The following is a 25,488-nucleotide window of genomic DNA, read 5'->3' as shown; positions in this document are numbered from 1 at the left end:
CGAATGCCGATCAATGAGAAAAATCAGAGATTTTTCGAATGTGCACTGCGAAAAAAAGTAAAAGAGAGAGGAAAAAGTTTTATGACCCTTCAGATGTTAAAAGGAAAAATTCATCGTGCAACTGTGATACAGGCGGCACTTGATTATGTAGGAAGTATCACCATTGACGAAGATCTTCTGGATGCTGCCGGCATTCTCGAATATGAGAAAGTTCAGATTGTAGATGTCAATAATGGCGCACGTTTTGAGACATACACCATTGCCGGAGAGCGTGGAAGCGGAATGATCTGTCTGAACGGAGCAGCAGCCCGCTGTGCCTCCGTCAAAGATAAAGTCATCATTATGTCTTATGCGGATATGACGCCGGAAGAAGCAAAGGTACACAGACCATCGGTTGTCTTTGTAGATGAAATCAATCGGATTGACCGTGTGACCAATTATGAAAAACATGGTCAGTTATTTGATAAAGCAAGACTGGATGAGGAGTAGAAAGATATCATGTTAAAAGGAAAAACCGTTGTACTTGGTGTGACAGGAAGTATTGCAGCTTATAAAATTGCATCACTGGCAAGTATGTTGATTAAACAGCATGCAGATGTGCATGTGATCATGACGCAGAATGCGACAAATTTTATTCATCCGACAGCATTTGAGACATTGACAAGACATAAATGCCTGGTGGATACGTTTGACCGGGATTTTCAGTTTAATGTAAAGCATGTAAGTCTGGCACAGCAGGCGGATGTGATGATGATTGCACCGGCTTCTGCAAATGTGATCGGAAAGCTGGCACATGGTATCGCGGATGATATGCTGACGACCACAGCGATGGCATGTAAGGCACCGATGCTGATCGTTCCGACGATGAATACAAACATGTATGAAAATCCGATTCTGCAGGATAATTTAAAGGTGCTGGCTTCTTATGGTAAGAAAATTATTGAACCAGCCAGCGGTATGCTTGCATGCAGAGATGTGGGAAAAGGAAAAATGCCGGAACCGGAAGTGCTGTTTCAACATATTCTGCGCGTGATCGCCTTTGAAAAAGATCTGGCGGGCAAAAAAGTGCTGGTGACTGCCGGACCGACGCAGGAAGCGATTGATCCGGTGCGTTATATCACCAATCATTCTACCGGGAAAATGGGTTATGCCATTGCAGAAAATGCCATGCTGCGTGGTGCGGATGTGACTTTGGTAACAGGTCCGTGTGCCGTGGAGCCGCCGATGTTTGTTAAGGTAAAACCAGTGATTTCCGCACAGGATATGTATGAGGCAGTGACAGAGGAATATGATCAAACGGATATTGTAATTATGACTGCTGCAGTGGCGGATTACCGTCCGGCACAGGTCAGCACGGAAAAAGTCAAGAAACAGGATAGTGATCTTTCTATTCCGCTGGTACGGACAAAAGATATACTGGCAACGCTTGGTGCATCCAAGACACATCAGTTTTTGTGTGGTTTTTCCATGGAGACACAGAATATGCTGGAAAACTCCAGAGCAAAGATTGCAAAGAAAAATCTGGATATGATCGTGGCCAACAATTTGAAGGTAGCAGGTGCCGGATTTGGCACGGATACCAATGTGATAACACTCATTGCAAAGGATTTTGAGAAAGAACTTCCGTTGATGAGCAAGAAAGAGGCTGCAGGCTGTATTCTGAATGCGATTCTGGAAAGAATGTAGGTGTTAAGAACGCGACCGGAAAATACATTTTTGATATTTTTTATCATTGATGTATTTTCCGGATTTTTATGCTTGACATATACCCTTAGGGGGTATAGTATGGGCAGGAACAAAGGCATATCGATTATTTGAAAGGAAGTGGATTGATTTTATGGAGCAAATGAAAAGTACTCCGGAGCAGGAAGCGGTTTGCTGCTGTCATAAGAAAAAAGAGCGGGATGAGAAAGAGTATAAAGACCTTATGAATCGGCTCAGCCGGATTGAAGGACAGGTACGCGGCGTGAAAGGAATGCTTGAGCGGGATGCATACTGTGTGGACATCCTGACGCAGGTTGCAGCTATTAATGCCGCACTGAATAGTTTTAACAAAGTACTTCTGGCAAATCACATCAAAAGCTGTGTGGTGGAGAATGTGCGAAACGGAGATGACAGTATCATTGACGAGCTTGTTGTAACGATACAGAAGCTGATGCGATAATGTATGCGGATAAATCAGTAGCGATTAAATTATTAGAAGCGCAGACAGGAAAAAGCATATAACCAGAAGGGATGATGAGGTGGATTTTTATGAATAAATTTTCAGTAACAGGCATGAGTTGTGCAGCCTGCAGCGCTCATGTGGAGAAGGCAGTGTTGGAGGTGCCGGGTGTGACATCTGTTGCGGTAAGTCTGCTGACAAATTCTATGAATGTGGAAGGAACAGCAGCACCGTCAGATGTGATTCAGGCTGTTATCACGGCAGGATATGGCGCATCTTTACAGGGGGGTGAACGGAATAATGTTACACCGGGATTTGATGAGGAAGGACTGAAAGATCATGAGACACCGAAATTGAGAAAACGTCTGATTGCATCTGTTGTGATCCTGATCCCGCTGATGTATGTATCTATGGGACATATGATGTGGAACTGGCCATTGCCGTCCTTTCTGGCAGGCAATCATGTGGCAATGGGATTATATCAGATGCTTCTGACTATTCTGGTCATGGTCATCAATCAAAAATTTTTTATCAGTGGCTTTACAAGTTTGCTGCATAAAGCTCCGAATATGGATACGCTGGTAGCACTGGGATCCGGCGCATCTTTTGCGTACAGTACGTATGCATTGTTTGCTATGACCGGTGCTCAGGTGCGTATGGACATGGATGCTGTGATGCACTACATGGATGAGTTCTATTTCGAGTCTGCGGCCATGATCCTGACTTTAATCACAGTGGGAAAAATGCTGGAAGCATATTCTAAGGGAAAAACGACCAATGCACTAAAGAGCCTGATGGAACTGGCTCCGAAAAAGGCAACCATTTTCCGGGATGGCGAAGAGGTATTGGTTCCGGTGGAGCAGGTACAGATCGGCGATATCTTTGTAGTACGCCCGGGTGAGGGGGTTCCGGTGGATGGTGTGATTCTGGAAGGAAACAGTGCTTTAAACGAATCCACCCTGACCGGTGAGAGTATTCCGGTGGACAAGGCAGAGGGAGACAGTGTATCTGCGGGTACGTTAAATCAATCCGGATTTTTAAAATGCCGGGCAACCAGAATCGGAAATGACACAACATTATCCCAGATTATTCAGATGGTCAGCGATGCGGCAGCCACCAAGGCACCGATTGCAAAAGTGGCAGATAAAGTATCCGGTGTGTTTGTACCTGCAGTGATTACCATTGCAGCAGTGACCATTATTGCATGGCTTCTGGCAGGAGCAGACTTTGGTTTTGCTTTGGCGCGCGGTATTTCCGTACTGGTTATCAGCTGTCCGTGTGCATTAGGTCTTGCCACACCGGTTGCTATCATGGTTGGTAATGGTGTCGGGGCGAAAAACGGTGTATTGTTCAAGACAGCAGTATCGCTGGAAGAAACAGGAAAAGTAGATATTGTGGTTCTGGATAAGACAGGAACTATTACCCGTGGTGAGCCAAAGGTGACAGATATAATACCAGGTGAGGGTATTGCGAAAGATGCTCTGGTGCGGACTGCATTGGCGCTTGAGTTAAAGAGCGAACATCCGCTGGCGAAAGCCATTGTAGTTTATGGAGAGGAACAGAAGATTGCAATGACAGCTGCAGATGAATTTCAGGTGATGCCGGGAAATGGTCTGTCAGGACTCGTATCCGGCGTGCGCGTATTTGGAGGGAGTCTGAACTTTATTTCTGAAAAGTCGACTGTATCCAAGAATATGCAACATCAGGCAGAAGAACTTGCAAAACAGGGAAAAACACCGCTGTTTTTTGCGACAGAACAGAAATTGCTTGGCATCATTGCGGTAGCGGATGTGATCAGGGAAGACAGTCCGCAGGCGATTTCACAGCTTCAGAATATGGGAATTCAAGTCGTTATGCTGACCGGAGATAATGAATGTACGGCACAGACCATCGGTGCACAGGCAGGAGTAGATCAGGTCATCGCGGGTGTTCTTCCAGAAGGAAAGGATCGTGTGATCCGTGAACTACAGCAGCGTGGAAAAGTTGCTATGGTTGGTGACGGAATCAACGATGCTCCGGCACTGACCCGTGCAGACATGGGAATTGCGATAGGTGCAGGTGCGGATGTGGCACTGGATGCGGCAGATGTGGTTCTGGTAAAGAGCAGCCTGTCTGATGTACCTGCAGCAATCCGATTAAGTCGTGCAGTACTTCGAAATATTCACGAAAATCTGTTCTGGGCATTTATTTATAACGTAATAGGTATTCCGATTGCCGCCGGAGTGTGGTATCATTGGTTTGGGTTGAAATTAAATCCGATGTTCGGTGCGGCAGCCATGAGCCTGTCCAGTTTCTGCGTAGTGACAAATGCACTGCGTCTGAACTTTGTAAAAGTATACAGTACCAGAAGAGACAGCAAGAAAAATAAGAAAAAAAATCAGCAAGAGTCAGAATTACAGATTGTCGTAAATACAGATGTAATGTCTGAAAAACAGAAGGAGAATAGCATGGAAAAAATAATCGAAATTAAAGGTATGATGTGTGGACATTGTGAGGCACATGTAAAGAAAGCATTAGAGGCACTTGATGGTGTGACATCCGCAGAGGCAAGCCATGAAAAAGGAATTGCGGTGGTACAATTATCTGCATCAGTAGATGATACTGTACTGAAAAAAACGGTAGAAGAAGAAGGATATGAGGTAACCGGTATCCGTTAAGGCAGGAAAATTATGGCAAAGATAAAGCATTTGATATTTGATATGGGAAACGTACTGATGCGTTACGACCCGGAAATTCCACTGAAGAAATTTGTAAAGACAGAGAAGGCACGGAATTTGATCCGAAGAGAATTGTTTGAGGGACCGGAGTGGGTAGAAGCAGACCGCGGGATGATCTCGGAAGAAGAAATGTATGAGAGCGTAGCAAGACGGATTCCGGAAAAATATCATGAAGAACTGAAAAAATGTGTGTATGAGTGGATAATTTGCATGAAGCCGTTGGAGAAATCTGTAAAACTGTGTGAAGATGCCAGAAAATGGGGCTATCAGACGTATGTACTTTCCAATGCCGCACAGAGTTTTTATGAGTATTTCCCGAAATTTTACAGGATGGAAGATTTTGATGGTGTGGTGGTATCCTCAGATGTACACCTGATCAAACCGGATGTGCGGATTTATGCTTATTTGCTGGAAAAGTACCACCTGAATCCGGAAGAATGTCTGTTTCTGGATGATCGGGAAGATAATGTGGAAGCGGCCCGGAAAGCGGGAATGCAGAGCATGCTGTTCACGGAAGATTATGAGAGTTTGCGGGCATTTCTGAAGCAGAATGCAGGAATTGAAGCGTATCAGCAGAAAAAAACTATTCGAAAAACGGTAGCGAAGACATTGCGGACGCTCCTGCTTCCGCTTTTTGTGGCTGCTGCCGTCCTGACTTCTGCCTGCACAATAGCACCGGAGCCGCGGACAACGCAGGCACAGGAATCCGGGCAGGCGGTTGTTGGTACGGATGCAACGCAAAGCAGCAGTGCGTCATTGGACAGTGTTCCGGCGTATTCCGGACAGCCGTATGTGACATTGAATAACAATGTGCCGGATTTTACAGATGCAGACATGCAGACAACTTCTTACGAAGAGTATTCTGATTTGGACAATCTGGGCAGATGTGGTGCGGCAAATGCCATCGTTGGCATTGATCTGATGCCGACAGAACCACGCGGAGCCATTGGTCAGGTGCGTCCAAGTGGCTGGCATACAGTAAAGTATGAAGGAATCGACGGAAATTATCTGTATAACCGCTGCCATTTGATTGGATATCAGCTCAGCGGGGAGAATGCGAATGAGAAAAATCTGATTACTGGAACACGCTATTTGAATGTGACCGGTATGCTGCCTTTTGAAGATGAGGTGGCAGATTATGTAAAGCAGAACAATGCACATGTGCGTTATCGTGTGACGCCGATTTATGAGGGTGATAATCTCGTGGCTTCCGGTGTGCAGATGGAAGCAAAATCTGTGGAAGATGATGGTGCCGGAATCTGCTATAATGTGTATGTCTATAATATACAGCCGGGAATTACCATTGATTATGCAACTGGAGACAGTCAGAAATCCGCAGATATGCAGACTGCGTTATCTTCTGATACAGACAGCCGGCAGTCACAGGAGAAAACCTATGTACTGAATACAAATACTATGAAGTATCATACACCGGACTGTTCCAGTGTGTCTGACATGAAGATAAATAACCGGAAGGATTACATCGGAACTGCGGCTGAACTGCAGCAGCAGGGGTATGAGCCATGTGGCAGATGTCATCCGGAATAGATTCAAGTCGAACGCATGTGAGACTTGGTGCGTGATTCTGCTCAGCGAAAACTGACATATTTTTCTCAGAGTCATTGCACTCTATACTTTGTGAAATGAGAACAGGAAGGGAGAAATCGTCCCTTCCTGCTTTGTTTTTCAACGAGTGTTACGATACTCTCTGGGGGTACATCCCACAATGGATTTAAACGTTTTTGTGAAATAACTGGGGCTGGAAAAACCGCAGCTGTTGCTAATATCAATGATACTTTGTTCCCCGGAATCCAGCATATGACAGGCTTTTTCAATCCGGTAATGGATCAGGTATTGAATGGGAGACTGTTGGATGATGTTGTGGAAGGAACGCTGTACTTCCCGTTCACAGATATTGGCAGTCTCAGACAGTTGTTTTAAGGAGATGGATTCCATATAGTTGTTCTGGATATAACGGATCATTTTTTTCAGGTGCTGCATCTCCTGGGAGCTATCCTGCCGATTGTCAGATTCCAGTTCCGTACGGTTTTTGGCGAGAACCAGGAACAGTCGGGACAGTTTTTCACGGATTTCATATTCATAACCAAAGGGTTTTTCACGGGCAATGGTGGTGGCATCTGCAATCAGTTCCAAAAGTTCTTTTTCCCATGGGATGGATGTACGCAGGTGAATGTAAGGCAGAGAATGTCCGGAAGTAGCGATAGGAGCCATGTATTTCTGCCAGAATACTGTGTACTTAGAACCATAGATCAGACGTCCGTGAAAAACGAGATCTTCTTTATAAAAATCACTGGTGGCCTTGGTGGTTTCCTGGGAATGCAGCGTTCCGGTGTTGATAAATATACCATCTCCTGCATGAAGTACCAGATGATCCGTTCCAACAGACAGCGGACAAGAGCCGCTTCGTACAATGGAAACTTCATATTCTTCGTGCCAGTGCCAGCGGATATCGTGAGTTTTTGCATCGGTGAAGTAAGCAGCGCACGGAAATGCTGTGTCACCGTGGGCACGATTTTCCAAAAAATCGTCTTGAACCGAGATTGTTATAGTATTTTTCATAATTAACTCCATAAAAATATTAAAATGTCGTGTTTGTTATATTATATGTCCGTTCTGTTATGGATGCAAGGTTTGTTTTGATATAGTATATAGCTTGCTTTTGAAAATGTTGATTTGAGGGAGGAGTATAAGATGACAAAAGACATGACTTCAGGTTCTACCCTGCGGCATATTATAAATTTTGCAGTTCCGCTGTGTATGGGAATGCTGTTTCAGCAGCTGTATAGTATGGTCGATACGATGATTGTAGGAAAAGTGCTGGGTGTGCAGCCTCTGGCCGGAGTCGGAGCGACCGGTTCGTTAAATTTTATGATCATCTGGTTTTGCATCGGCATCTGTAATGGATTCTCCATTCCGATCGCACAGGCGTTTGGTGCAAATAAGGAAGTGGAACTGAGGCGTTATGTGGCAAACAGTACCTGGCTGTGTATTTTTTTCAGCATTGTGATTACTTTTTTTGTAGCCATTTTTACACGAAATATGCTGGTATTACTGAAAACACCGGAGGATATTTTTGAGTATGCTTATATTTACATACTGATTATTTTCCTTGGAATTCCGTGTACGTTCCTGTACAATTTTCTGGCGGGGGTTGCACGGGCACTGGGAGATTCCAAAACACCGCTGTTTTTTTTGCTCTTGTCTTCCGTGATAAATATTATATTGGATTTTGTTTTGATGATCCCGATTCCGCTTGGGGTAGCAGGTGCTGCGATTGCGACAGTGATTTCACAGGGCGTTTCCGGTTTGATCTGCCTGTTTTACATGAAAAACAAGTTTGCAATTTTACATGGATCGCGTGATGAATGGAGAATCCGTGGAAGTTATATGAAACAACTTTGCAGTATCGGCGTTCCAATGGGATTACAATATTCTATTACAGCCATTGGTTCTCTGGTTATTACAGCAGCTGTAAATGCACTGGGGTCCACAGCAGTTGCAGGGGTGACTGCAGCGCAGAAGATTAGTAATCTGATCACCTGCCCGATTGAATCTCTCGGACAGACTATGGCACCGTATGTGGGACAGAATATTGGTGCAGGTAAGAAAGAGCGCGTTAGTGATGGGTTGAAAAAGGCATCTGTCTGTGGATTTATATGGTCTGTGATCTGTATTCCAATCGTGCTGTTCTTTGGAAAGCCGATGACTCTTCTGTTTTTAAGTGAACCAAATGCGAAAGTAGTAGAATATTCATTTTTATTCTTATTGGTAAGTACGTTAGGTTTTTGTTTACTGACACTTGTTAATACCGTGCGTTTTTCTATTCAGGGTATGGGATTTTCCAGTTTTGCCATGACAGCAGGTGTGCTGGAGATGGCGGCCAGAACCATTGCAGGTATTGTGCTGGCGCCGATGTTTGGATATATCGGAATTTGTCTGTCAAACGTACTGGCATGGATCTTTGCAGATGCTTTTCTGCTGCCGGCGTTCCGACATTGTATAAAGAAATAGTGGTACATTTGAAATAAGGCTACCGCAATCCCACTGGCTTTAGACAGTGGGTTAAGGTAGCTAAAAATCAGAAATTATTATATACTCATGGCATGGGAAGATGGAAATCTAAAAACAGACACAAATACCTATTACAATATCACATTATTTTTGTCTGTAAATATAGGAAGAAATTACTGGTTTTGAGACAGATATCAGATGATATAAAGCAGTATTCATATGAGATATGTCAAAGGCACAGCGTTATTATCAGATATATGGAAACGGATAAAGACCATATTCATTACATGATAGAGACAGGACCAACAATGTCTATTAGTAAGATTGTAAACCTGATGAAGAGCTATACAACATACCATATATGGAAAAGATATCCCCAATATTTACGAAAACAATTTTGGAAAGCACATACCTTTTGGACAGATGGATATCTTGCATGTAGTGTAGGAAATGTATCGGAAGAAATGCTGAAAAGATATATAGAAAATCAAGGTTGAGAAAGAGAGTGGCAGTGGATGTTAAAGGCATATAAATACAGAATATATCCTAATAATGAGCAGAAAATACAGATCGCAAAAACACTTGGCTGTTGCCGTTTTGTATATAATCAGACACTGGCATACCGGAAAGAAGTATATGAGAAAGAGAAAAAATCAGTTAGTAAAATTGACTGTAACAATTACTGCAACAGACAATTAAAGAAAGAATATGAATGGCTGAAAGAAGTGGATAAATTTGCTCTGACAAATGCGATTTACAACATGGATGCTGCATATCAGAAATTTTTTAAGGAACATGCAGGTTATCCGAAGTTTAAGAGTAAACACGATAATCATAAGTCATATACAACAAATAATCGGAAAGGGAAATGGGTTATACAAAAACGTTCGGATAAGTAGGAATACTATCCGACGAGAAGCAATTATGGGGAAAAGCGAAACTATGAAAAAACAGATCAAAGATATTCTGGGTATGGTATGGAAATATAACCGAATCTTGGGAGGCATAAAATTGCTAAATGCCGTTCTGTTAGCTGTGCTTGTGTCAATCAATACGATTCTATTTCAGAAGATCATAGATGATATATTGATTTTGTTGCGACATAAACGGATTACAACTGGAATATATGTGGATTTTGGTCTGTTTGTTGCTGCATTGTTTTTTGGTGTGCTTTTGACAAGTTTTGATAATTACATAGAAATTCGGTTTGATATGAGGATGACAGATGGTCTGGAACGGGATATCATACAGAAATATAAAAATCTGGACTATAGTTGTTATGAAAAAAGTGCAACTTACGATATCATTTCAAGGATTTCAAAAAATCCGGGAGAAAAGATAAAGATAATTTATTGGAAGACAGTTGAAATCGTAAAAATAGTAGTTTCATTAGCTGGTTTACTATTAGTTTTCCGGCAGGCATCGAATCTGCTGATTGTTATATTTGTAGTGTTTTTGATTCCAATGCTATATGAAAATTATAAAGCAGGAAGTTTATGGTTTGAACTGTACGAACGTCAGACAATGGATGAACGAAAAGTTGCTTATTATGAGCGACTCCTTACAAGCAAAATAAGTCTCATAGAATTAATTATTTATCAGGCAACTGATTATATTAAATCTCTATGGGAAAAACAAAGTAATAAAATGTTGAAAGAAAAAGATGCAACATTAAAGAAGGTTGAAAAAGCTTTGTTAAAAAAGAGCCTGTTTGCTGCTTTGTGGTATATAGGTTGCACAGGAATATTGATTCACAGTGTAATGACAGGGCATATTTCTGTAGGATTGTTTATTGCATTGTTCAATACAACATTAAGCATTGTTGATACCATCACCAATCTGCTGGAAACATTTGGTGATTTTTCAAAAGAGATCAAAGAGGTATCTTACATAAGTTCCTTTTTTGAATTAAAAAATACGGAACCAAGAATGGGACATATTGAAGTTCCGATTCATTTTATTCGGTTTGAAGATGTCTGCTTTTCCTATCCAAATTCAGAGAAAGAAGTTTTGCATGATGCGAATTTTGAAATTGATCTGTCGCAAAGTACCGCAATCGTAGGTGAAAACGGTTCTGGAAAAACAACGATTATTAAATTGTTATGTGGATTTTATCGACCGACAAAAGGACGTATCATGATAGACGATCATGATTTAAACGAATTGAGCAGTCAGGAAATTGGCAAATTAATAAAAGTTGTATTTCAAGATTTTTATCAGTATGAATTGACAATTCGGGAGAATATAGCATTTGGAAATTTATGTGAACTGAAACATGATGATAAATTAGAGGAAGCGCTGGAATTGGTGAATCTAAAGGCTGTTAAAAATATAGGTTTGGACAAGCCTTTGGGTAAACTGGAAAAAGGCGGTATTGATCTGTCAAAAGGTCAGTGGCAAAGATTAGCAGTCAGCAGACTTTTTCTGACAGATACAACATATACGATTCTGGATGAGCCAACTGCTTCTATGGATCCTGTTTCAGAATATAAAATGTATCAGTTGTTCTATTCGCTCATGAAGTCCAGAGGAAGTTTGATGATTTCGCATCGTCTGATCAGTGCTAAGATGGCAGATCATATTCTGGTATTGAAACATGGAAATATTATAGAACAGGGAAATCATGATGATCTGATGAAAAGTCAGGGAGAATATTATACATTATTTTGTAAACAGGCAGAGTGGTATACAGCATAATGTAGAGTAGATGATTCTGAGAAAAACATAGCAAATTACGATGAACAAAACCACGTGTCAGATTTCATGTGTGTTCAATTTGAAAGTGCGCATATATTGGGGATAGAAAAATGATAAAATTGTTATTTCGCTCATTAAAAGATATACGCAGGATTGCACCGCAGTTACTCATTATGCAGGTTGTCTGTATGATGCTTCAGTCGGTTCTGGTAGCCGTCAATACATGGCTGGTAGCCGTATTTTTAAATCATGTGTATTCGAAAGATTTAAAAATAAGCGTGATATATTTAGGTATCATATGGGGCATATTTGTTGTGTCAGAGGTGGCAAACAGTGTATTTTATGCCTGTATGGTAAAAATTGATTCCAAGGTTGGAATGAAACTTGCTATAGAACTGGGGGAAAAAGGTGGACGTTTATCCTTGATTCAGTATGAGGATGTAGAAATTAATAATCGACTGAAACGGGCGCAGAACTGCATTGAACATGGGAGATTTTCCGATTTAAGCTTGTCAATATTCAATATTCTGGCAGAGATTTTGAAAGTAGGAAGTACGTTATTTATATTAGTCAGATTCAGTCCACTTCTGGCGTTGGTATCATTGCTGAGTGTGATTCCGTACTTTATCGTTCGATTGATTCGCGGAAAGGAATTTTATGAATTAAAAAAGTATCAGTCAGCAGGTGAACGAAGACGAAACTATCTGTATCATTTATTTGGAGATAAAAGAGTGGTAAAGGAACTTCGTATCTTTGGAATTGAATCTTATATTGAAGAAAAATTATACCAAACCAGAGATGAAATGAATCAGGAATTATGGGATTTTAAGAAACGGGATATTTGCAGCTTTTCATTATGTGAGATTTTATGCAAATGCGGTTATATGCTCAGTATCATCATTGCAATTTTGCTTTTGTTGAATCATAAGTTAGATTTCGGTATGCTGGCTGCTTCTCTTATGGCATTCTCATCTTTTCAGTTGGCAGCAAAGTATTTTCTGATCAGTCTTGGGCGGCTTCCGGAATGTGCGGCATTTGTAAGAGATTATTATGACTTTATTGATATTGATGAAGATGTGCGTGGAAGAGAAAAATTTGATTCCAATTTTGATAAGATAAATGTTAAAAATATAAGTTTTTCTTATCCGAACACAGATTACCTGGCAATTTCCAATATCTCACTTGATATAAAAAAGAATGAATCTATTGCTATAGTAGGAAATAATGGAAGCGGTAAAACGACGCTGGTAAAACTACTGACTGGTTTATATAAAACACAAAAGGGCGAGATATTATATGGCGTACAAAATATCAACAATTTTGAATCGGTAGGATTTTATCGAAATGTCTCTATTGTAAGTCAGGATTTTGTGAAATATGAAATGACGTTGAGAGAAAATATCGCTATCAGCGACTGGAAACATTTGGATGATACCGATAAAATACAGGAACTTTTAAAACAGATGGATTTACCGGAGTTTTCAAGCAAGGAAGCGCTCGACATGTTATTGGGCAGTGAGTTTGATGGTAGAGATCTTTCTATCGGTCAATGGCAGAAACTTGCGATTGCACGCGGTATGTTCAAAAACAGCAGTATGATTGTTCTGGATGAGCCAACTGCTGCCTTAGATCCAATTATGGAAACAACGATATTGAAGATGTTTTTGAAGATTACAAAGGAAAAAACAGCTATTATTGTTTCACATAGAATTGGAATTTGTCGGGAAGTTGACAAGATCATTGTGATGAAAAGTGGAAAAGTTGTGGAGATTGGCAATCACAATGAATTACTGGCAAAGAAAGGTGAATACTATCAACTTTATAAGATGCAGCAAAAATGGTATGTGGAATAGTATATTATGGTAAATAAAGTGAAAAATGATTCACTAAAAGTTTAAATAGCGGAAATATATAAATACATAACTGAGTAATAAATGGAGATAAACATGTCAGAAAAACGAACAGATGAATTATATCGTGTCTTACAGAGAAAAGGCTATCCAGATGATTTTTGTAGAGAAATTGCATACAAACAGATGAATACAGATTACACAGCGATGCGAATGCTTGGATATTTGTATCGTATTTCAGATCCGCGACCGGAGGATGTGGTAGATGAAATGTTAGCTATATTGAGTGATCGAAATGCAATCATTCAGAAAAAAGAGATGGAGCATGCTCAGACCATAATGAATCGTGTATACAGAGATGGGCTGGATAACTTAGACTAGATAGTAAAGTTGCGGGATACTACAATACAAAATAATATTGAAAATGTATTGTAGTATTTACTAAAAACTTGGTATAGTATACTATTTTAGAAGCTTGTCAAAAAGTCAAAAAATAACAGAAAGAGAGCAAAGAATTATGGTACAACAAATTATGCATGATCCGTTGTATTTAGCACAGAAATCAGCACCGGCAACCAAGGCAGATTTGCAGGTTGGAAAAGACCTGCAGGATACATTGAAGGCACATCGGGAAGGCTGCGTTGGAATGGCAGCAAATATGATTGGAGTAAAGAAGAATATCATTATTGTAAATATGGGAATTTTCGATGTAGTTATGTTTAATCCGATTATTGTTTCAAAAAGTGGAGCATATGAAACGGAGGAAGGTTGTTTATCGTTAAGCGGTATTCGTAAAACAACAAGATATGAAAATATTGAAGTAGAATATCAGAATTTTTCATGGAAAAAACAGCGTCAGAAATTGTCTGGATGGACGGCACAGATCGTGCAGCATGAAGTGGATCACTGCAATGGAATTTTGATATAAATGCTTCGTGGACGGTGTGAATTTTTTTCTGTAAATTCAGATCTTCTATGATAATTGATGCGGCTTAACAGCAGATTTCTGGGTTAAGCGGTAGTGTAAATTATTCTGTGTAAACCTCTCAGATTGATGATAAAATCATAGGTTTATAGAATACAAAAATATAATGTAATGGGCTGAATGGCATACTTTGCTGTTCAGCCTGTTACTTATTTAGTAGCATGGATTCTATTGCATGTCAAGGGCGCCCGAGAAAATCGGGCGTTTATTTACCCTTGATATGCGATTGAATCTGTGCTTAATCGATATCCTCTGGCTGGATCCGATCCCCAAAATAGATGCATAACTGATCCAGTGTCAGACCCCAGTCCCAAGCCTTTCCGGTCCATTTTTTTGTAGCATCCATCATTGCCAGATAGAGCATCTTGAAAAGTGCATCATCGGTCGGAAAAATAGTCTTGGATTTCCTAACCTTGCGTAGCTGGCGGTTAAAATTTTCGATGGAATTTGTAGTGTATATTAATTTACGTATCTCAGATGGATATTTAAAATATGTGGATAATTGTGTCCAGTTATTTCTCCAGGATCCAATGGAAGCAGGGTATTTTTTGCCCCATTTTTCTTCCAGATCTTCCAAGGCTGTGAGTGCAAGATCTTCTGTATCAGCTTTGTAAACCAGCTTTAAATCCGCCATAAATGGTTTTAAATCTTTGTAAGAGATAAATTTTGTAGAATAACGAATCTGATGCACAATACACCTTTGGATCTCCGCCTGTGGGAATACTGCATGAATCGCATCCCCGAATCCGGTCAATCCATCCACAGATACGATCATGATATCCTCTACACCTCGGTTTTTTATCTCGTTGAGGACGGACAACCAGTATTTTGCACTTTCATATCCTGAGCATCCTTTGGTTGATAGTGTTCCAACAAGCTGTTGATGAACGCTTTGCGTTCTGGATCCATTTTTCTTCTTCGTGCCATAAAAAAATCCTCCTGAATTGATATTTATTTTAATATCAATCCAAGAGGGTATATAGCTCTTTTAGAGTATACACAGAATTAATTACAGTCTCATTCAGACCTGGAGAATAGAAATTATACTTCTTCCGGAATGAACTCAATGTAGTTTTCAGCAAGTTTTGAAATTCTTGCCAGAGAATATACATGGATTCCCTGCTCTTTTAATTTATCACGGCCCGGCTGGAATGATTTCTCAATCAGGATACCAAGTCCGGCTACGGTTGCATGTGCTTTTCTTAAAAGGCGGATCGCACCGGTGGCTGCTTCGCCATTTGCCAGAAAATCATCAATGATCAAAACATGATCTGTCTCATCGATCTGTTCTGCGGAAAGTGTCAGCTCGTAGCTTGTTCCTTTTGTGAATGAAGTAACCATTGTCTGGTAAAGGTTTTTGTTTAAGACTTTGGATGGCTGTTTTTTGAGAATAACCATCGGAATCCCCATCTCAATCGCAGTGGTAAGGGCAGGAGCAATACCTGAGCTTTCAATGGTGACGATTTTTGTAATCCCATGATCTGCAAAATGTGCTGCAAAATCTTTTCCAATCTCTTTCATCAGAAACGGGTCAACCTTGTGATTGATGAAACTGTCCACCTTTAAAATATCTTCATTAACGGCTATGCCGTCTGTCTTAATCTTTTCTTCGAGTAACTGCATGATATTCCTCCAATATGTTTTTTCCGGAAAAACCCGGGCGAAATAATTTAAAGCCATTATAGCACATTTTTTTCATATAAAAAAGTCTAACACTTACTTTTTTATATCTTTTTAAAAAGCCTTTTTGAAAAGATATTTCGCAAATATAACAGGAAGAAATTTTTCTGTTTTCCCTTTACATAGAAATGTTCCTGTGAAATAATAGTTGGCATGAATATTACAATTTATGCCGTAGGAAAAATAAAAGAAAAATTTTACCGGCAGGCCATGGAAGAGTATGAAAAGCGCCTGGGGCGGTACTGTAAGTTGAAAATTGTGGAAGTAGCGGATGAAAAAACGCCGGATCATGCCAGTGAAACTGAAAACAGACAGATTAAAGAAAAGGAAGGAGAACGTCTGCTTAAACAGATGAAAGACGGAAGTTTTATCATAGCATTGGCTATTCAGGGGAAAAAACTGGATTCGGTTGCATTTTCGCAAAAAATCGGGACACTGGGTCTGCATGGAGTCAGTGATATTGGTTTTGTGATCGGAGGTTCTCTGGGACTTTCGGATGCCGTGCTGTCCCGCGCGGACATGTTACTCAGTTTTTCGGATATGACATTTCCACATCAGCTGATGAGGGTGATTTTGCTGGAGCAGGTGTACCGTGCGTACCGGATCAGCAGCGGTGAGCCGTATCACAAATAAGAAAAAAAGCGCAGGAGAAAACAGAAGAAAGAGTGATACAGCTACATTTTTTTCATATACTGTTAGCATGAGAAAAGAAAAAAGAGAACAACTGACCAGACAGCTGACAAAGAGCCTGGAACTGCCCGGAGATCTGATGCTTGGGGCATCCATAGTTACCGTGACCGGACGAAGGGATCTGGCCATTGAAAATTATAAAGGGATTTTGGAATACCGGCAGGATAAAATCCGGTTGCTGCTGAAGAACGGGCAGTTAGAGATCACCGGCAGAAATCTGAAGATTGATTATTATACCAATGATGATATGAAGATCACCGGACAGGTCGATAAACTGGAATATGGCATGTAAGGAGATGTCTGCATGGTATTAAAGGTGATGAAATTCTTTCGCGGGTATCTGTTTGTCCGACTGACCGGGTATTCTCCGGAACGTTTTTTTAATCTATGTGGAAATGCGGATATTGTTTTATGGAAGATCGAGCCGGCAGAAGATGGTTATACTTTTTTTGTCAGTCTGCCGGCTTTTCGGAAGTTGAAACCGATGTTGCGAAAAAGCGGAACCAGAGTTACGATTTTGAAACGTGTCGGTGTTCCGTTTTTACTGTATCGATACCGCCATCATCGTTTTTTCTTTGTTGGGTTAGGCAGTCTGTTTGCAATTCTGTTTTTGATGACACAGTTTATCTGGGCGGTAGAAATATACGGAAACAGCAGTTATTCCGGACAGGTATTACGAGATTTTCTGGCAGAATCCGGTATCGGTTACGGAAGCTGGAAACGCAGTATTGACTGTGAGAAGACAGAGACACTGTTACGCCGGGAATTTGACGATATCACTTGGGTGTCTGCCCGGATATCCGGTACACGGCTGTATGTGGATATCCAGGAGCGATTGATGGAACAAAACCGTCCGGAGTCTGCCGATGAGGCAGGGAATATGGCGACAGATCTGGTGACGGATGTGGGAGGCGCCGTGGAGTCTATTGTAGTGCGTAAGGGAACGCCGCTGGTTATGCAGGGAGATCTTGTGGAACCCGGGACGATTGTGGTTTCCGGGAGCCTTCCTTTGGAAAATGACAGCGGAGAAATCAGTGGTTATGAATATTGTTCTTCAGATGCAGATGTCTGGATCCGTACAACGCTTGATTATAAAGATGTCTTTTCTAAGAGGAAGAACGTATTGCAGAAGTCTGGAAAAAAACGGTATGGTATTTCGCTGGTGCTTGGAAGGCACCAGATGCATCTGTTTGATACAGTCAAAAAGAACACCTTGTGCACTGGGGAATATTATGATCCACGGATTGGACGTGATTTTTATTTGCCGTTTCAATTGATCGTAAGGACCCAGGAAGACTGCAAATGGCAGGAAATTCCTTACACCAGAGAGGAAATTCGACGGATTGCACAACAGCGCCTGGAAGGTTACTGTAAGAATTTAGAAAAAAACGCTATTCAAATACAGGAAAAAAGTGTTATTATAAAAGCGAGTGTCACAGAAATATCTGTGGAAGGAACTTTGGAAGCGCTGGTGAAAGCAAGCCGGCGGACAGAGACAGAAAAGATAAAGAAACAGGAAGGAACTGGCACATATGGAATTGACACAACAAATGTTGGACATTCCGATTGAACATATGTCAAATGTATTCGGAAAGTTTGATGCCTGGTTGAAGCAGATTGAAAAATATCTGCAGGTTACAATGGTAGTTCGTGACGGAAGTCTGAAAATTATGGGAAATGACAACAATGTGCAGAAGGCACAGTCGGTGATGAGTGATCTGCTTGCTATGTCCCGGAAGGGCAATGATATCACAGAGCAGACCGTTACTTATGCATTGGAAATGTGCGGATGTACGAAAAATCATCCACTGTTAGAGGCAGACAGTGAGATTATCTGTCATACAGTTCAGGGAAAACCGGTAAAACCAAAAACGCTGGGTCAGAAAGACTATGTAGATCAGATTCGCGATAAAATGATCGTATTTGGAATCGGACCGGCGGGTACCGGAAAAACATATCTGGCGATGGCAATGGCAATTACTGCATTCAAAAATGAGGAAGTCAGCAGGATTATCTTGACGAGACCTGCCATTGAGGCAGGTGAGAAACTCGGATTTCTTCCGGGTGATCTCCAGAGTAAGATCGATCCATATCTGCGTCCTCTGTACGATGCTCTGTACCAGATTATGGGAGCAGAGAGTTTTTTGAAAAATCAGGAAAAAGGACTTATTGAAGTGGCACCGCTTGCTTACATGCGTGGACGCACACTGGATAATGCCTTTATCATTCTGGATGAGGCGCAGAATACAACGCCGGCACAGATGAAGATGTTCCTGACACGTATCGGTTTCGGGTCTAAAGTGGTAGTTACCGGTGATGCATCACAGAAAGATCTGGCGCCGGGTACAAAATCCGGTCTTGATGTTGCTATGCGTGTCTTGCAGAAAGTAGATGATATTGCATTTTGCAAACTGACCAGTCAGGACGTTGTCCGTCATCCACTGGTACAGAAGATTGTCAAAGCATATGATGAATATGAAAATGCACAGTTAAAAAAGGAGCGTGTTGCACGTTCCGGTAAGAAAGAAAGCAGAGGAAAACGCAATGACCATTAATATCATCTGTGAAACAGCGCCGGGTTTTTCCTTTCATTATAAAAAACTGGCGCAGACTGTGATTGAGCAGTCACTGGATAGTGAAGGCTTTCCTTATGAGGCAGAAGTTAACCTCACGCTGGTGGACGAGAAGCGAATCCATGAGATCAATCTGGAGACGAGACAGATTGATGCACCTACGGATGTATTATCTTTTCCAATGATCGCTTACGAGTTCCCGGCAGATTTTGACGGTGTGGAGGATCAGCTGGATGACTGTGTGAATCCGGATACACAGGAAGTATTACTTGGGGATATTGTAATATGCGTATCACGGGTGTATGCACAAGCCAAAGAGTATGGACACAGTGTAAAGCGGGAATACGCATTCCTGATCACACATAGTATGCTGCATCTGATGGGGTATGACCATATGGTGCCGGAGGATGCGGCTCTGATGGAAGCTCATCAGCGGGAAATTCTGAATACTTTACAGATTACAAGATAACAAGAAAGAGAGAAGAATTATGAAAAAAGCAATTGCAATGATTTTACTTGGGGTTATGTCACTGTCACTGCTGACTGGATGCGGAAAAAAAGAAGAGACATCGGCTGTGTCAGATACGGCACAGGAAACATCCATATCTGCACCGGAGGAAGTGCCGGTAAGTGAGCCGGAGATACCGGCAGTTCCGGAAGGAATGGCACGGAGTTATCTGACCGGTGAATGGATTGATGAGACCATTGCGAACCAGCGTCCGCTTGCCGTTATGCTGGGAAATACAAAGATTGCAACACCCCAGTATGGAATTACGGATGCTGATGTGATCTATGAGGCAGCAGTAGAAGGACAGGAGACACGTCTGATGGCTATTTTCCAGGATTATGCGAACCTGGAAAAAGTGATGTCCATTCGTAGCTGTCGTCATTATTATGTACACTGGGCACTGGAATTTGATGCCATTTATGCACATTATGGTCAGGCAAAATATGCTGTTGAGATTCTTTCCCAGGATTATGTGAATAATCTGAGCGGTCTGGATGGCGGAGTGGAAAAAGTGATGTACAAGCGCGATTCTAATCGAAAAGCACCGCACAATGCTTATACGACCGGTGAAGGAATTGTGGCAGGTATTGCTTACAAGGGATATGAAACGCAGCATGCTGCAGATTATTCCGGACATTATAAATTTGTAGAAGACGACAATCAGCAGTTATTCCTGCAGGGGGGATCACCGGCGGCAGTAGTAGAACCTGGTTATCTGGTAAACAAACCGTGGTTTGTGTTTGACAGTGAGACAGGTTTATACAAACGTTTTCAGAATGGTGCAGCCCAGACAGACGGCAATAACGGCAAACAGGTGGAAGTCAAAAATATTATTATCCAGATCTGTGAGTGGAACCGGATGAGCAGTGAGGATGAATATCTGAACATGGAAACGATGAAGGGCGGTTCCGGTTATTATATTACCAACGGGACAGCCATTCCGGTAACATGGAAGAAAGATTCTCTGCAGTCTCCGACCAGATATTACAAAGAGGACGGATCTGAGATTCAGTTAAATCAGGGAAAAACATGGGTATGTGTGACCGAAGATACCTATGCAGATAAGATCGCTTTTTATTCAAGCGAGGAAGAGTATGCAAACAGATAAGCTGCTCAAACGATACTGCTTTTTCCTGAAAGCAGGAAAAGAGGTTATTTTATGAGTAAGAAGAAAAATGATACAAGTTTTTTGGTGCAGGGATCCATTCTTGCAATTGCATCGCTTGTCAGCAGGGTCATCGGTCTTGTTTACCGAATTCCATTGACAGCGATCATCGGAGATCATGGAAATGATTATTACAGCTGTGCGTATGAAATATACAGCCTGTTGTTACTGATTTCCTCTTACAGTCTGCCAATGGCTGTATCCAAGATGGTTTCAGCACGAATTTCAAATGGCGAGAAGCAGAATGCGTACCGTGTATTCAAAGGTGCTATGATATTTGCACTGTTTACCGGTACAGCGGCCTGTATGATCGTATTTTTTGGTGCGGAGGAGTTGACCCGCCTTTTCAAAACGCCGCTTGGTGTTTACGCGTTGCAGGTACTGGCTCCGACGTTGATCATCGTAGCAGTGCTTGGTGTATTTCGTGGATTTTTCCAGGGCATGGGGACTATGATCCCAAGTGCGGTGTCACAGATCATTGAGCAGATTGTCAATGCGGTAGTCAGTGTAGGGGCAGCGTATGTGTTGTTCGCCTACGGAAGACGGATCGCGACAGTGCTTGGAAGCAAAGAACATTATGACGCAGCTTATGGTGCAGCAGGTGGAACCCTTGGAACGAGTGCAGGTGCACTGTGTGGACTGGCCTTCATCATCTTTGTGTTTTCGATGTTCTTTCCAAAATTCCGTAAGGCAATGAGACGGGAAAATAAGATCGGCAAAAAACAACCGGAATCATACCGTGTGATTTTTGGCATTCTGATCGGCACCATTGTTCCGGTATTGATGAGTACTACGATTTACAATATGGTTTCAATCGTGGATCAGTGGTTGTTTAAAAACATTGCAACTATACAGGGATACTCAGCTGCGGATGTTTCCGAGTGGTGGGGCATTTTTTCCGGTAAATACAGAGTTCTGACTAATGTGCCGATTTCCATTTCCACGGCATTGGCAGCGTCCTGTGTTCCGGCACTGGCAGCAGCTTTTGCACAGAAAGATGAGAAACAGGTTCGCTCTAAAATCGGCATGTCCATGCGTTTTATCATGGTGGTTGCCATGCCGTGTACTGCAGGTATCATGGTACTGGCAGATCCGATCATCCAGCTTTTGTTTCCGGGTTCAAGCCCGTTGGCAGGACATCTGCTGCAGGCAGGTGGAATCAGTGTTATTTTTTATTCCATTTCTACCTTGTCCAATGCGGTATTACAGGGAATTGACCGGATGCGGATTCCGGTCCGAAATGCTTCCGTGGCACTGGTGCTTCATGCGGGTGTCATTGCAGTCGGCATGTTCGGCCTGAAACTGAATATTTATGGCATTTGTGTCGGAACCATTGCATTTTCACTGATCATGTGTATTTTAAACGGTATGTCTGTACGGAAATACTCGGGCTTTAAACCAGATGTTACCAAGACATTTATAAAACCGGCCATTGCATCTGTGATTATGGGGGGTGTAGTTTATGCTGCATATTTTGTCTGCCATAAAGTATCCCACAGCAATGCCGTCAGTACCGTGATTGCTGTTCTGGTTGGTATGATTGTCTATGCAGCTGCCTTGCTGCTGATCAAAGGATTGACGGAAGAAGAACTGCACAGTTTCCCGAAAGGCGAATTATTGATCCGCATTGCAAAGAAATTCCGTTTGTTATGATTCTGGACAAATTAGAAACTGGAAGGAAGAAGTAACAGAAATGAAGTTCTGATAAAAAGAAAAACTGAATAAATGAAAAAGAAATGTGAATACTACGAAAAAAGGAGTTTTTTATGATGAAACAGACACGTATCATTCGCATTTCTTTTTTGATTTGTACGATTTGCATGGTGGCTGCATTCTGGAGCGGCTTTTATTTTGGTGAAAGTCAGTTGAAAGCAGATACTGCACCTGTGCAGACCGCATCCTGCCCGGACACGGACAGTAAGAAGAGTTCCACAGAAGAAAAAAAGAACATTTCCGGTACCGATTCTGTAGAAAGTATGAATCATTTGTCAGAAGAAAAATATTATGTCAAAGTCTCGGGAGAATATCTGTCCGTTTATTTTAGTGATACAGACCGGTTGTATTTTGAAACCAGTCTGAAAGTATCCAATCTTCCGGAATATCTCAGAAGGGATGCACTGGAAGGAATTCCCTTTACATCTCTGGAAAATCTATACAGCTTTCTGGAAAATTATTCGAGTTAGCGAAAACTGACGGCTTTTCAAAATCTGCGGCTTGTGCTATACTGAACCACGAAATGATTTCGCAACGGATCAAACAGGCGCAGAATTTCTGCTTGCAGATTGGTTGCAGATTCTGGAGGGCAGGATGAAAACAGAGAAAAAACAAAAGGGGATCGGACTTGGGACAGGCATGATTATCGGCATTGCCATTATCTATATTTTATTTGGATTGGCGATAGAGTTTGTTCCACAGTTTAAGGAAATTTATATTATCTATATTGCAGGAGCCATTTTTGTCGTGTTCGGGATTATTATGATTGTAAAATATTTCCTGACAGGAAGTTATCGTGATATTGGTAAATATGGATTTTCAGCCGGTGTGCTCTGCGTACTGATTGGTGCAATGCTGTTGGTGCGAACCAGTGAGATTGTAGCATACTTCTCCCTTTTTCTCGGCATTTGCATTTTGCTTACAGCTGTGATCAAGCTGCAGAACGCAGTGGATCTCAAAAGTATCCACAATGCAGGATGGTTTATCTTTTTGCTGATTGCACTGGCATTTCTGGCTGTAGCAATCCTGGTAATTTTAAACCCGGGGGGAAGAGTGTCCCAGTACAAAAATGCGATCTATTATCTGCTGATTGCAGATGGTGTTATTGATCTGATCAGTCCGATTTATCTGGTGTTTGCAATCCGTGCGAGCAGACGGATTCGTCCTGCGGAGCAGAGTCAGAAGTTTGCTGCACCGGATGAGAAAAAAGAAAATAAGGACGATTCTGAATCCGAAAAGCCGGTGTATACAGTGAAACCAACGGCATCGACAGATGAGAATGCCGGGGATAAACTGCCGGAAGGCGATATGGATGAGATGACGAAAGAAATTTTGAATTTTTTTGAAGAGGATAAGTAAAAGGAGTTTTTGTGAAACAGAAAACATACGATGTAATTGTAGTTGGCGGAGGCGCAGCCGGTCTGATGGCTGCGATTCATGCTGCATCCGGAGGCGCACATACGGCAATCCTGGATCATCATGAAGTATCCGGAAAAAAGATCCTGGCAACAGGAAATGGAAAATGCAATTTTACGAATCTGATGCAGGGGGAGAGCTATTATCGATGCGATACCCCTGCCTTTGTATTGCATATATTAGAACAGTTTTCTGCAGAGGATACGATTGCATTTTTCCGCGAACTGGGTGTGATGACCAGAGACAGGCAGGGATATTGTTATCCGAGAAGCGGCCAGGCAAGTGCCATTCGAAATGCATTGTTGCGGAAAGCAGAAAAGCTTGGAATTGAGATACATAATGGGATTGGAATCCGCAAAATCATCCGGGAAAACAATAGGTTTTCCTTTGATACAAAAAGTGGGAGCTTTTTTTCGACCTGCTGTATTCTGGCTACCGGAGGTATGGCATCACCGAAATCGGGAAGTGACGGAAGTGGTTATATCTATGCGAAATCCTTCGGTCATACTGTAAAAAAACCGTTGCCGGCACTGACTGCACTGATGGCAGAAGCGAATTGGTTAAAGGAAACCACCGGAGTGCGGGCGGATGCCACCGTGAAACTGTATGTGGATGGAAGTTGTGTGGCAGAAGATACCGGTGAAGTACAGATGGCTGATTATGGGATTTCCGGGATTCCGGCTTTTCAGGTGAGCAGATATGCTGCTGTTGCATTAGACCGGAAGCAGTGTGTGACGGCAACACTCGACTTCGTACCGGAATATACAGAAGAACAATTGCGCGATTTCCTGAAGCAGCAGTTGGATGTCGCTTCAGCGGAAGAAAGCTGGAAAATGCTGCTTTCCGGGATTGTAAATGAAAAAATAGCCAGTATGCTTTGTGCGCAGAAGCATCTTGGGGAGCGTAAAATTGCTTCGATACCGAAAGCAAAAAACAGACAATTACTGAGGGAGTTTGCAAATCTGCTGAAGCAGGTCAAATTTCCGATCACCGGTGTACGGGGCTTTCAGTTTGCACAGGTCACCTGTGGCGGGATTCCTGTGACGGAATTGACAAAGCAGATGGAATCAGAGCGTGTCGAGGGGTTATATTTTGCAGGCGAGATCGTAGATGTGGACGGTATGTGCGGAGGATATAACCTTCAGTGGGCATGGTCCGGCGGTGCTGTGGCCGGAACGGCAGCAGCTGAAAAATCTGTCAGAAGAAAAAGAACAGATGCTAAATAAAAAAATGCTATGTGATTGTTTTCGATAAAAGTGTAAAGCAACGAAAAAAGCGATTGAGAAATAATAAATAGA

General features: G+C 41.9%; 25 protein-coding genes and 1 pseudogene. 22 read left to right on the top strand and 4 right to left on the bottom strand.

The window, feature by feature from the left end:
- The first annotated feature begins 81 nt into the window (after positions 1-81).
- From panD to ACIRUQ_RS06640, 5 genes are all read left to right on the top strand, one after another.
- Positions 82-489, top strand: a complete 408-nt coding sequence (panD, locus tag ACIRUQ_RS06660) for an aspartate 1-decarboxylase (RefSeq protein ID WP_022036698.1) — start codon at positions 82-84, stop codon at positions 487-489.
- A 9-nt stretch (positions 490-498) separates the two neighbouring features.
- A complete protein-coding gene (gene coaBC, locus ACIRUQ_RS06655; RefSeq protein WP_022036697.1) occupies positions 499-1,686 on the top strand; it encodes a bifunctional phosphopantothenoylcysteine decarboxylase/phosphopantothenate--cysteine ligase CoaBC in 1,188 nt (395 codons plus the stop codon).
- 151 nt (positions 1,687-1,837) lie between these two features.
- Entirely contained in the window at positions 1,838-2,164 is a 327-nt protein-coding gene (locus ACIRUQ_RS06650) for a metal-sensing transcriptional repressor (RefSeq protein ID WP_021739918.1), read from the top strand.
- Between the two features lie 89 nt (positions 2,165-2,253).
- Positions 2,254-4,821: a heavy metal translocating P-type ATPase gene (locus tag ACIRUQ_RS06645; protein WP_055289036.1), complete on the top strand. Its 2,568-nt coding sequence runs from the start codon at positions 2,254-2,256 to the stop codon at positions 4,819-4,821.
- A gap of 12 nt (positions 4,822-4,833) precedes the next feature.
- Positions 4,834-6,429: an HAD-IA family hydrolase gene (locus ACIRUQ_RS06640; protein WP_154314456.1), complete on the top strand. Its 1,596-nt coding sequence runs from the start codon at positions 4,834-4,836 to the stop codon at positions 6,427-6,429.
- A gap of 138 nt (positions 6,430-6,567) precedes the next feature.
- Here the strand turns inward: ACIRUQ_RS06640 and ACIRUQ_RS06635 are convergent, their stop codons facing one another.
- Positions 6,568-7,461, bottom strand: coding sequence for an AraC family transcriptional regulator (locus tag ACIRUQ_RS06635; protein WP_055289034.1), 894 nt, complete (start codon positions 7,459-7,461; stop codon positions 6,568-6,570).
- A 132-nt stretch (positions 7,462-7,593) separates the two neighbouring features.
- Between ACIRUQ_RS06635 and ACIRUQ_RS06630 the strand changes: the two genes are divergently transcribed.
- From ACIRUQ_RS06630 to ACIRUQ_RS06600, 7 genes are all read left to right on the top strand, one after another.
- A complete protein-coding gene (locus ACIRUQ_RS06630) occupies positions 7,594-8,913 on the top strand; it encodes an MATE family efflux transporter (RefSeq protein WP_055289032.1) in 1,320 nt (439 codons plus the stop codon).
- A 92-nt stretch (positions 8,914-9,005) separates the two neighbouring features.
- Complete coding sequence (gene tnpA, locus ACIRUQ_RS06625) at positions 9,006-9,410, top strand: IS200/IS605 family transposase (RefSeq protein ID WP_055289030.1); 405 nt, start codon at positions 9,006-9,008, stop codon at positions 9,408-9,410.
- A gap of 18 nt (positions 9,411-9,428) precedes the next feature.
- Entirely contained in the window at positions 9,429-9,812 is a 384-nt protein-coding gene (locus tag ACIRUQ_RS06620; RefSeq protein ID WP_055289027.1) for a helix-turn-helix domain-containing protein, read from the top strand.
- Positions 9,813-9,837: 25 nt separating this feature from the next.
- Entirely contained in the window at positions 9,838-11,610 is a 1,773-nt protein-coding gene (locus ACIRUQ_RS06615) for an ABC transporter ATP-binding protein (protein WP_172679867.1), read from the top strand.
- Positions 11,611-11,720: 110 nt separating this feature from the next.
- Positions 11,721-13,463, top strand: a complete 1,743-nt coding sequence (locus ACIRUQ_RS06610; protein WP_082432653.1) for an ABC transporter ATP-binding protein — start codon at positions 11,721-11,723, stop codon at positions 13,461-13,463.
- 93 nt (positions 13,464-13,556) lie between these two features.
- A complete protein-coding gene (locus ACIRUQ_RS06605; RefSeq protein ID WP_022036690.1) occupies positions 13,557-13,841 on the top strand; it encodes a hypothetical protein in 285 nt (94 codons plus the stop codon).
- A gap of 136 nt (positions 13,842-13,977) precedes the next feature.
- On the top strand, positions 13,978-14,388 hold the full coding sequence (locus ACIRUQ_RS06600) for a peptide deformylase (protein ID WP_022036689.1): 411 nt from the start codon (positions 13,978-13,980) through the stop codon (positions 14,386-14,388).
- Positions 14,389-14,683: 295 nt separating this feature from the next.
- On the opposite strand, the pseudogene ACIRUQ_RS06595 reads toward ACIRUQ_RS06600, so the two are convergent.
- The 3 genes and pseudogenes from ACIRUQ_RS06595 to ACIRUQ_RS06585 all read right to left on the bottom strand — a co-directional run.
- Positions 14,684-15,283 (bottom strand): annotated as a pseudogene (locus ACIRUQ_RS06595) (IS256 family transposase); the annotation flags it as partial.
- A complete protein-coding gene (locus ACIRUQ_RS06590) occupies positions 15,244-15,372 on the bottom strand; it encodes a hypothetical protein (protein ID WP_278286227.1) in 129 nt (42 codons plus the stop codon). The pseudogene ACIRUQ_RS06595 and the gene ACIRUQ_RS06590, both read right to left, overlap by 40 nt.
- Before the next feature lie 114 nt (positions 15,373-15,486).
- The gene (locus tag ACIRUQ_RS06585) at positions 15,487-16,068 is read right to left on the bottom strand and encodes a xanthine phosphoribosyltransferase (protein ID WP_022036041.1); all 582 of its coding nucleotides are present in this window, start codon (positions 16,066-16,068) and stop codon (positions 15,487-15,489) included.
- Positions 16,069-16,278: 210 nt separating this feature from the next.
- Here ACIRUQ_RS06585 and rlmH point away from each other — a divergent pair, with 210 nt between their 5' ends.
- From rlmH to ACIRUQ_RS06535, 10 genes are all read left to right on the top strand, one after another.
- Positions 16,279-16,758, top strand: a complete 480-nt coding sequence (rlmH, locus tag ACIRUQ_RS06580) for a 23S rRNA (pseudouridine(1915)-N(3))-methyltransferase RlmH (RefSeq protein WP_021738142.1) — start codon at positions 16,279-16,281, stop codon at positions 16,756-16,758.
- Positions 16,759-16,825: 67 nt separating this feature from the next.
- Entirely contained in the window at positions 16,826-17,107 is a 282-nt protein-coding gene (gene yqfC / locus ACIRUQ_RS06575; RefSeq protein ID WP_044962699.1) for a sporulation protein YqfC, read from the top strand.
- A 12-nt stretch (positions 17,108-17,119) separates the two neighbouring features.
- Positions 17,120-18,385 (top strand): sporulation protein YqfD, encoded by a 1,266-nt coding sequence (locus tag ACIRUQ_RS06570; RefSeq protein WP_055290954.1) that lies wholly within the window; start codon positions 17,120-17,122, stop codon positions 18,383-18,385.
- On the top strand, positions 18,348-19,370 hold the full coding sequence (locus ACIRUQ_RS06565; RefSeq protein ID WP_055290957.1) for a PhoH family protein: 1,023 nt from the start codon (positions 18,348-18,350) through the stop codon (positions 19,368-19,370). The genes ACIRUQ_RS06570 and ACIRUQ_RS06565 overlap by 38 nt, the downstream gene beginning before the upstream one ends.
- The gene (gene ybeY / locus ACIRUQ_RS06560; protein WP_021738146.1) at positions 19,360-19,857 is read left to right on the top strand and encodes an rRNA maturation RNase YbeY; all 498 of its coding nucleotides are present in this window, start codon (positions 19,360-19,362) and stop codon (positions 19,855-19,857) included. The genes ACIRUQ_RS06565 and ybeY overlap by 11 nt, the downstream gene beginning before the upstream one ends.
- Positions 19,858-19,876: 19 nt before the next feature.
- Complete coding sequence (locus ACIRUQ_RS06555) at positions 19,877-21,004, top strand: DUF3048 domain-containing protein (RefSeq protein WP_055290959.1); 1,128 nt, start codon at positions 19,877-19,879, stop codon at positions 21,002-21,004.
- A 51-nt stretch (positions 21,005-21,055) separates the two neighbouring features.
- Entirely contained in the window at positions 21,056-22,714 is a 1,659-nt protein-coding gene (locus ACIRUQ_RS06550) for a polysaccharide biosynthesis protein (RefSeq protein WP_055290962.1), read from the top strand.
- 113 nt (positions 22,715-22,827) lie between these two features.
- Positions 22,828-23,244 carry a hypothetical protein gene (locus tag ACIRUQ_RS06545; protein WP_022036047.1) on the top strand — a complete coding sequence of 139 codons (417 nt, stop codon included), beginning with the start codon at positions 22,828-22,830 and terminating at the stop codon, positions 23,242-23,244.
- A 124-nt stretch (positions 23,245-23,368) separates the two neighbouring features.
- Positions 23,369-24,133, top strand: a complete 765-nt coding sequence (locus ACIRUQ_RS06540) for a DUF308 domain-containing protein (protein ID WP_055290965.1) — start codon at positions 23,369-23,371, stop codon at positions 24,131-24,133.
- A gap of 11 nt (positions 24,134-24,144) precedes the next feature.
- Positions 24,145-25,416: an aminoacetone oxidase family FAD-binding enzyme gene (locus ACIRUQ_RS06535; RefSeq protein WP_055290967.1), complete on the top strand. Its 1,272-nt coding sequence runs from the start codon at positions 24,145-24,147 to the stop codon at positions 25,414-25,416.
- Positions 25,417-25,488: the final 72 nt, after the last annotated feature.

It is taken from the genome of Eubacterium ramulus (assembly GCF_045002895.1).
Classification (GTDB): Bacteria; Bacillota; Clostridia; order Lachnospirales; family Lachnospiraceae; genus Eubacterium_I; species Eubacterium_I ramulus.
This window is presented reverse-complemented; position numbering and strand designations above follow the sequence as displayed.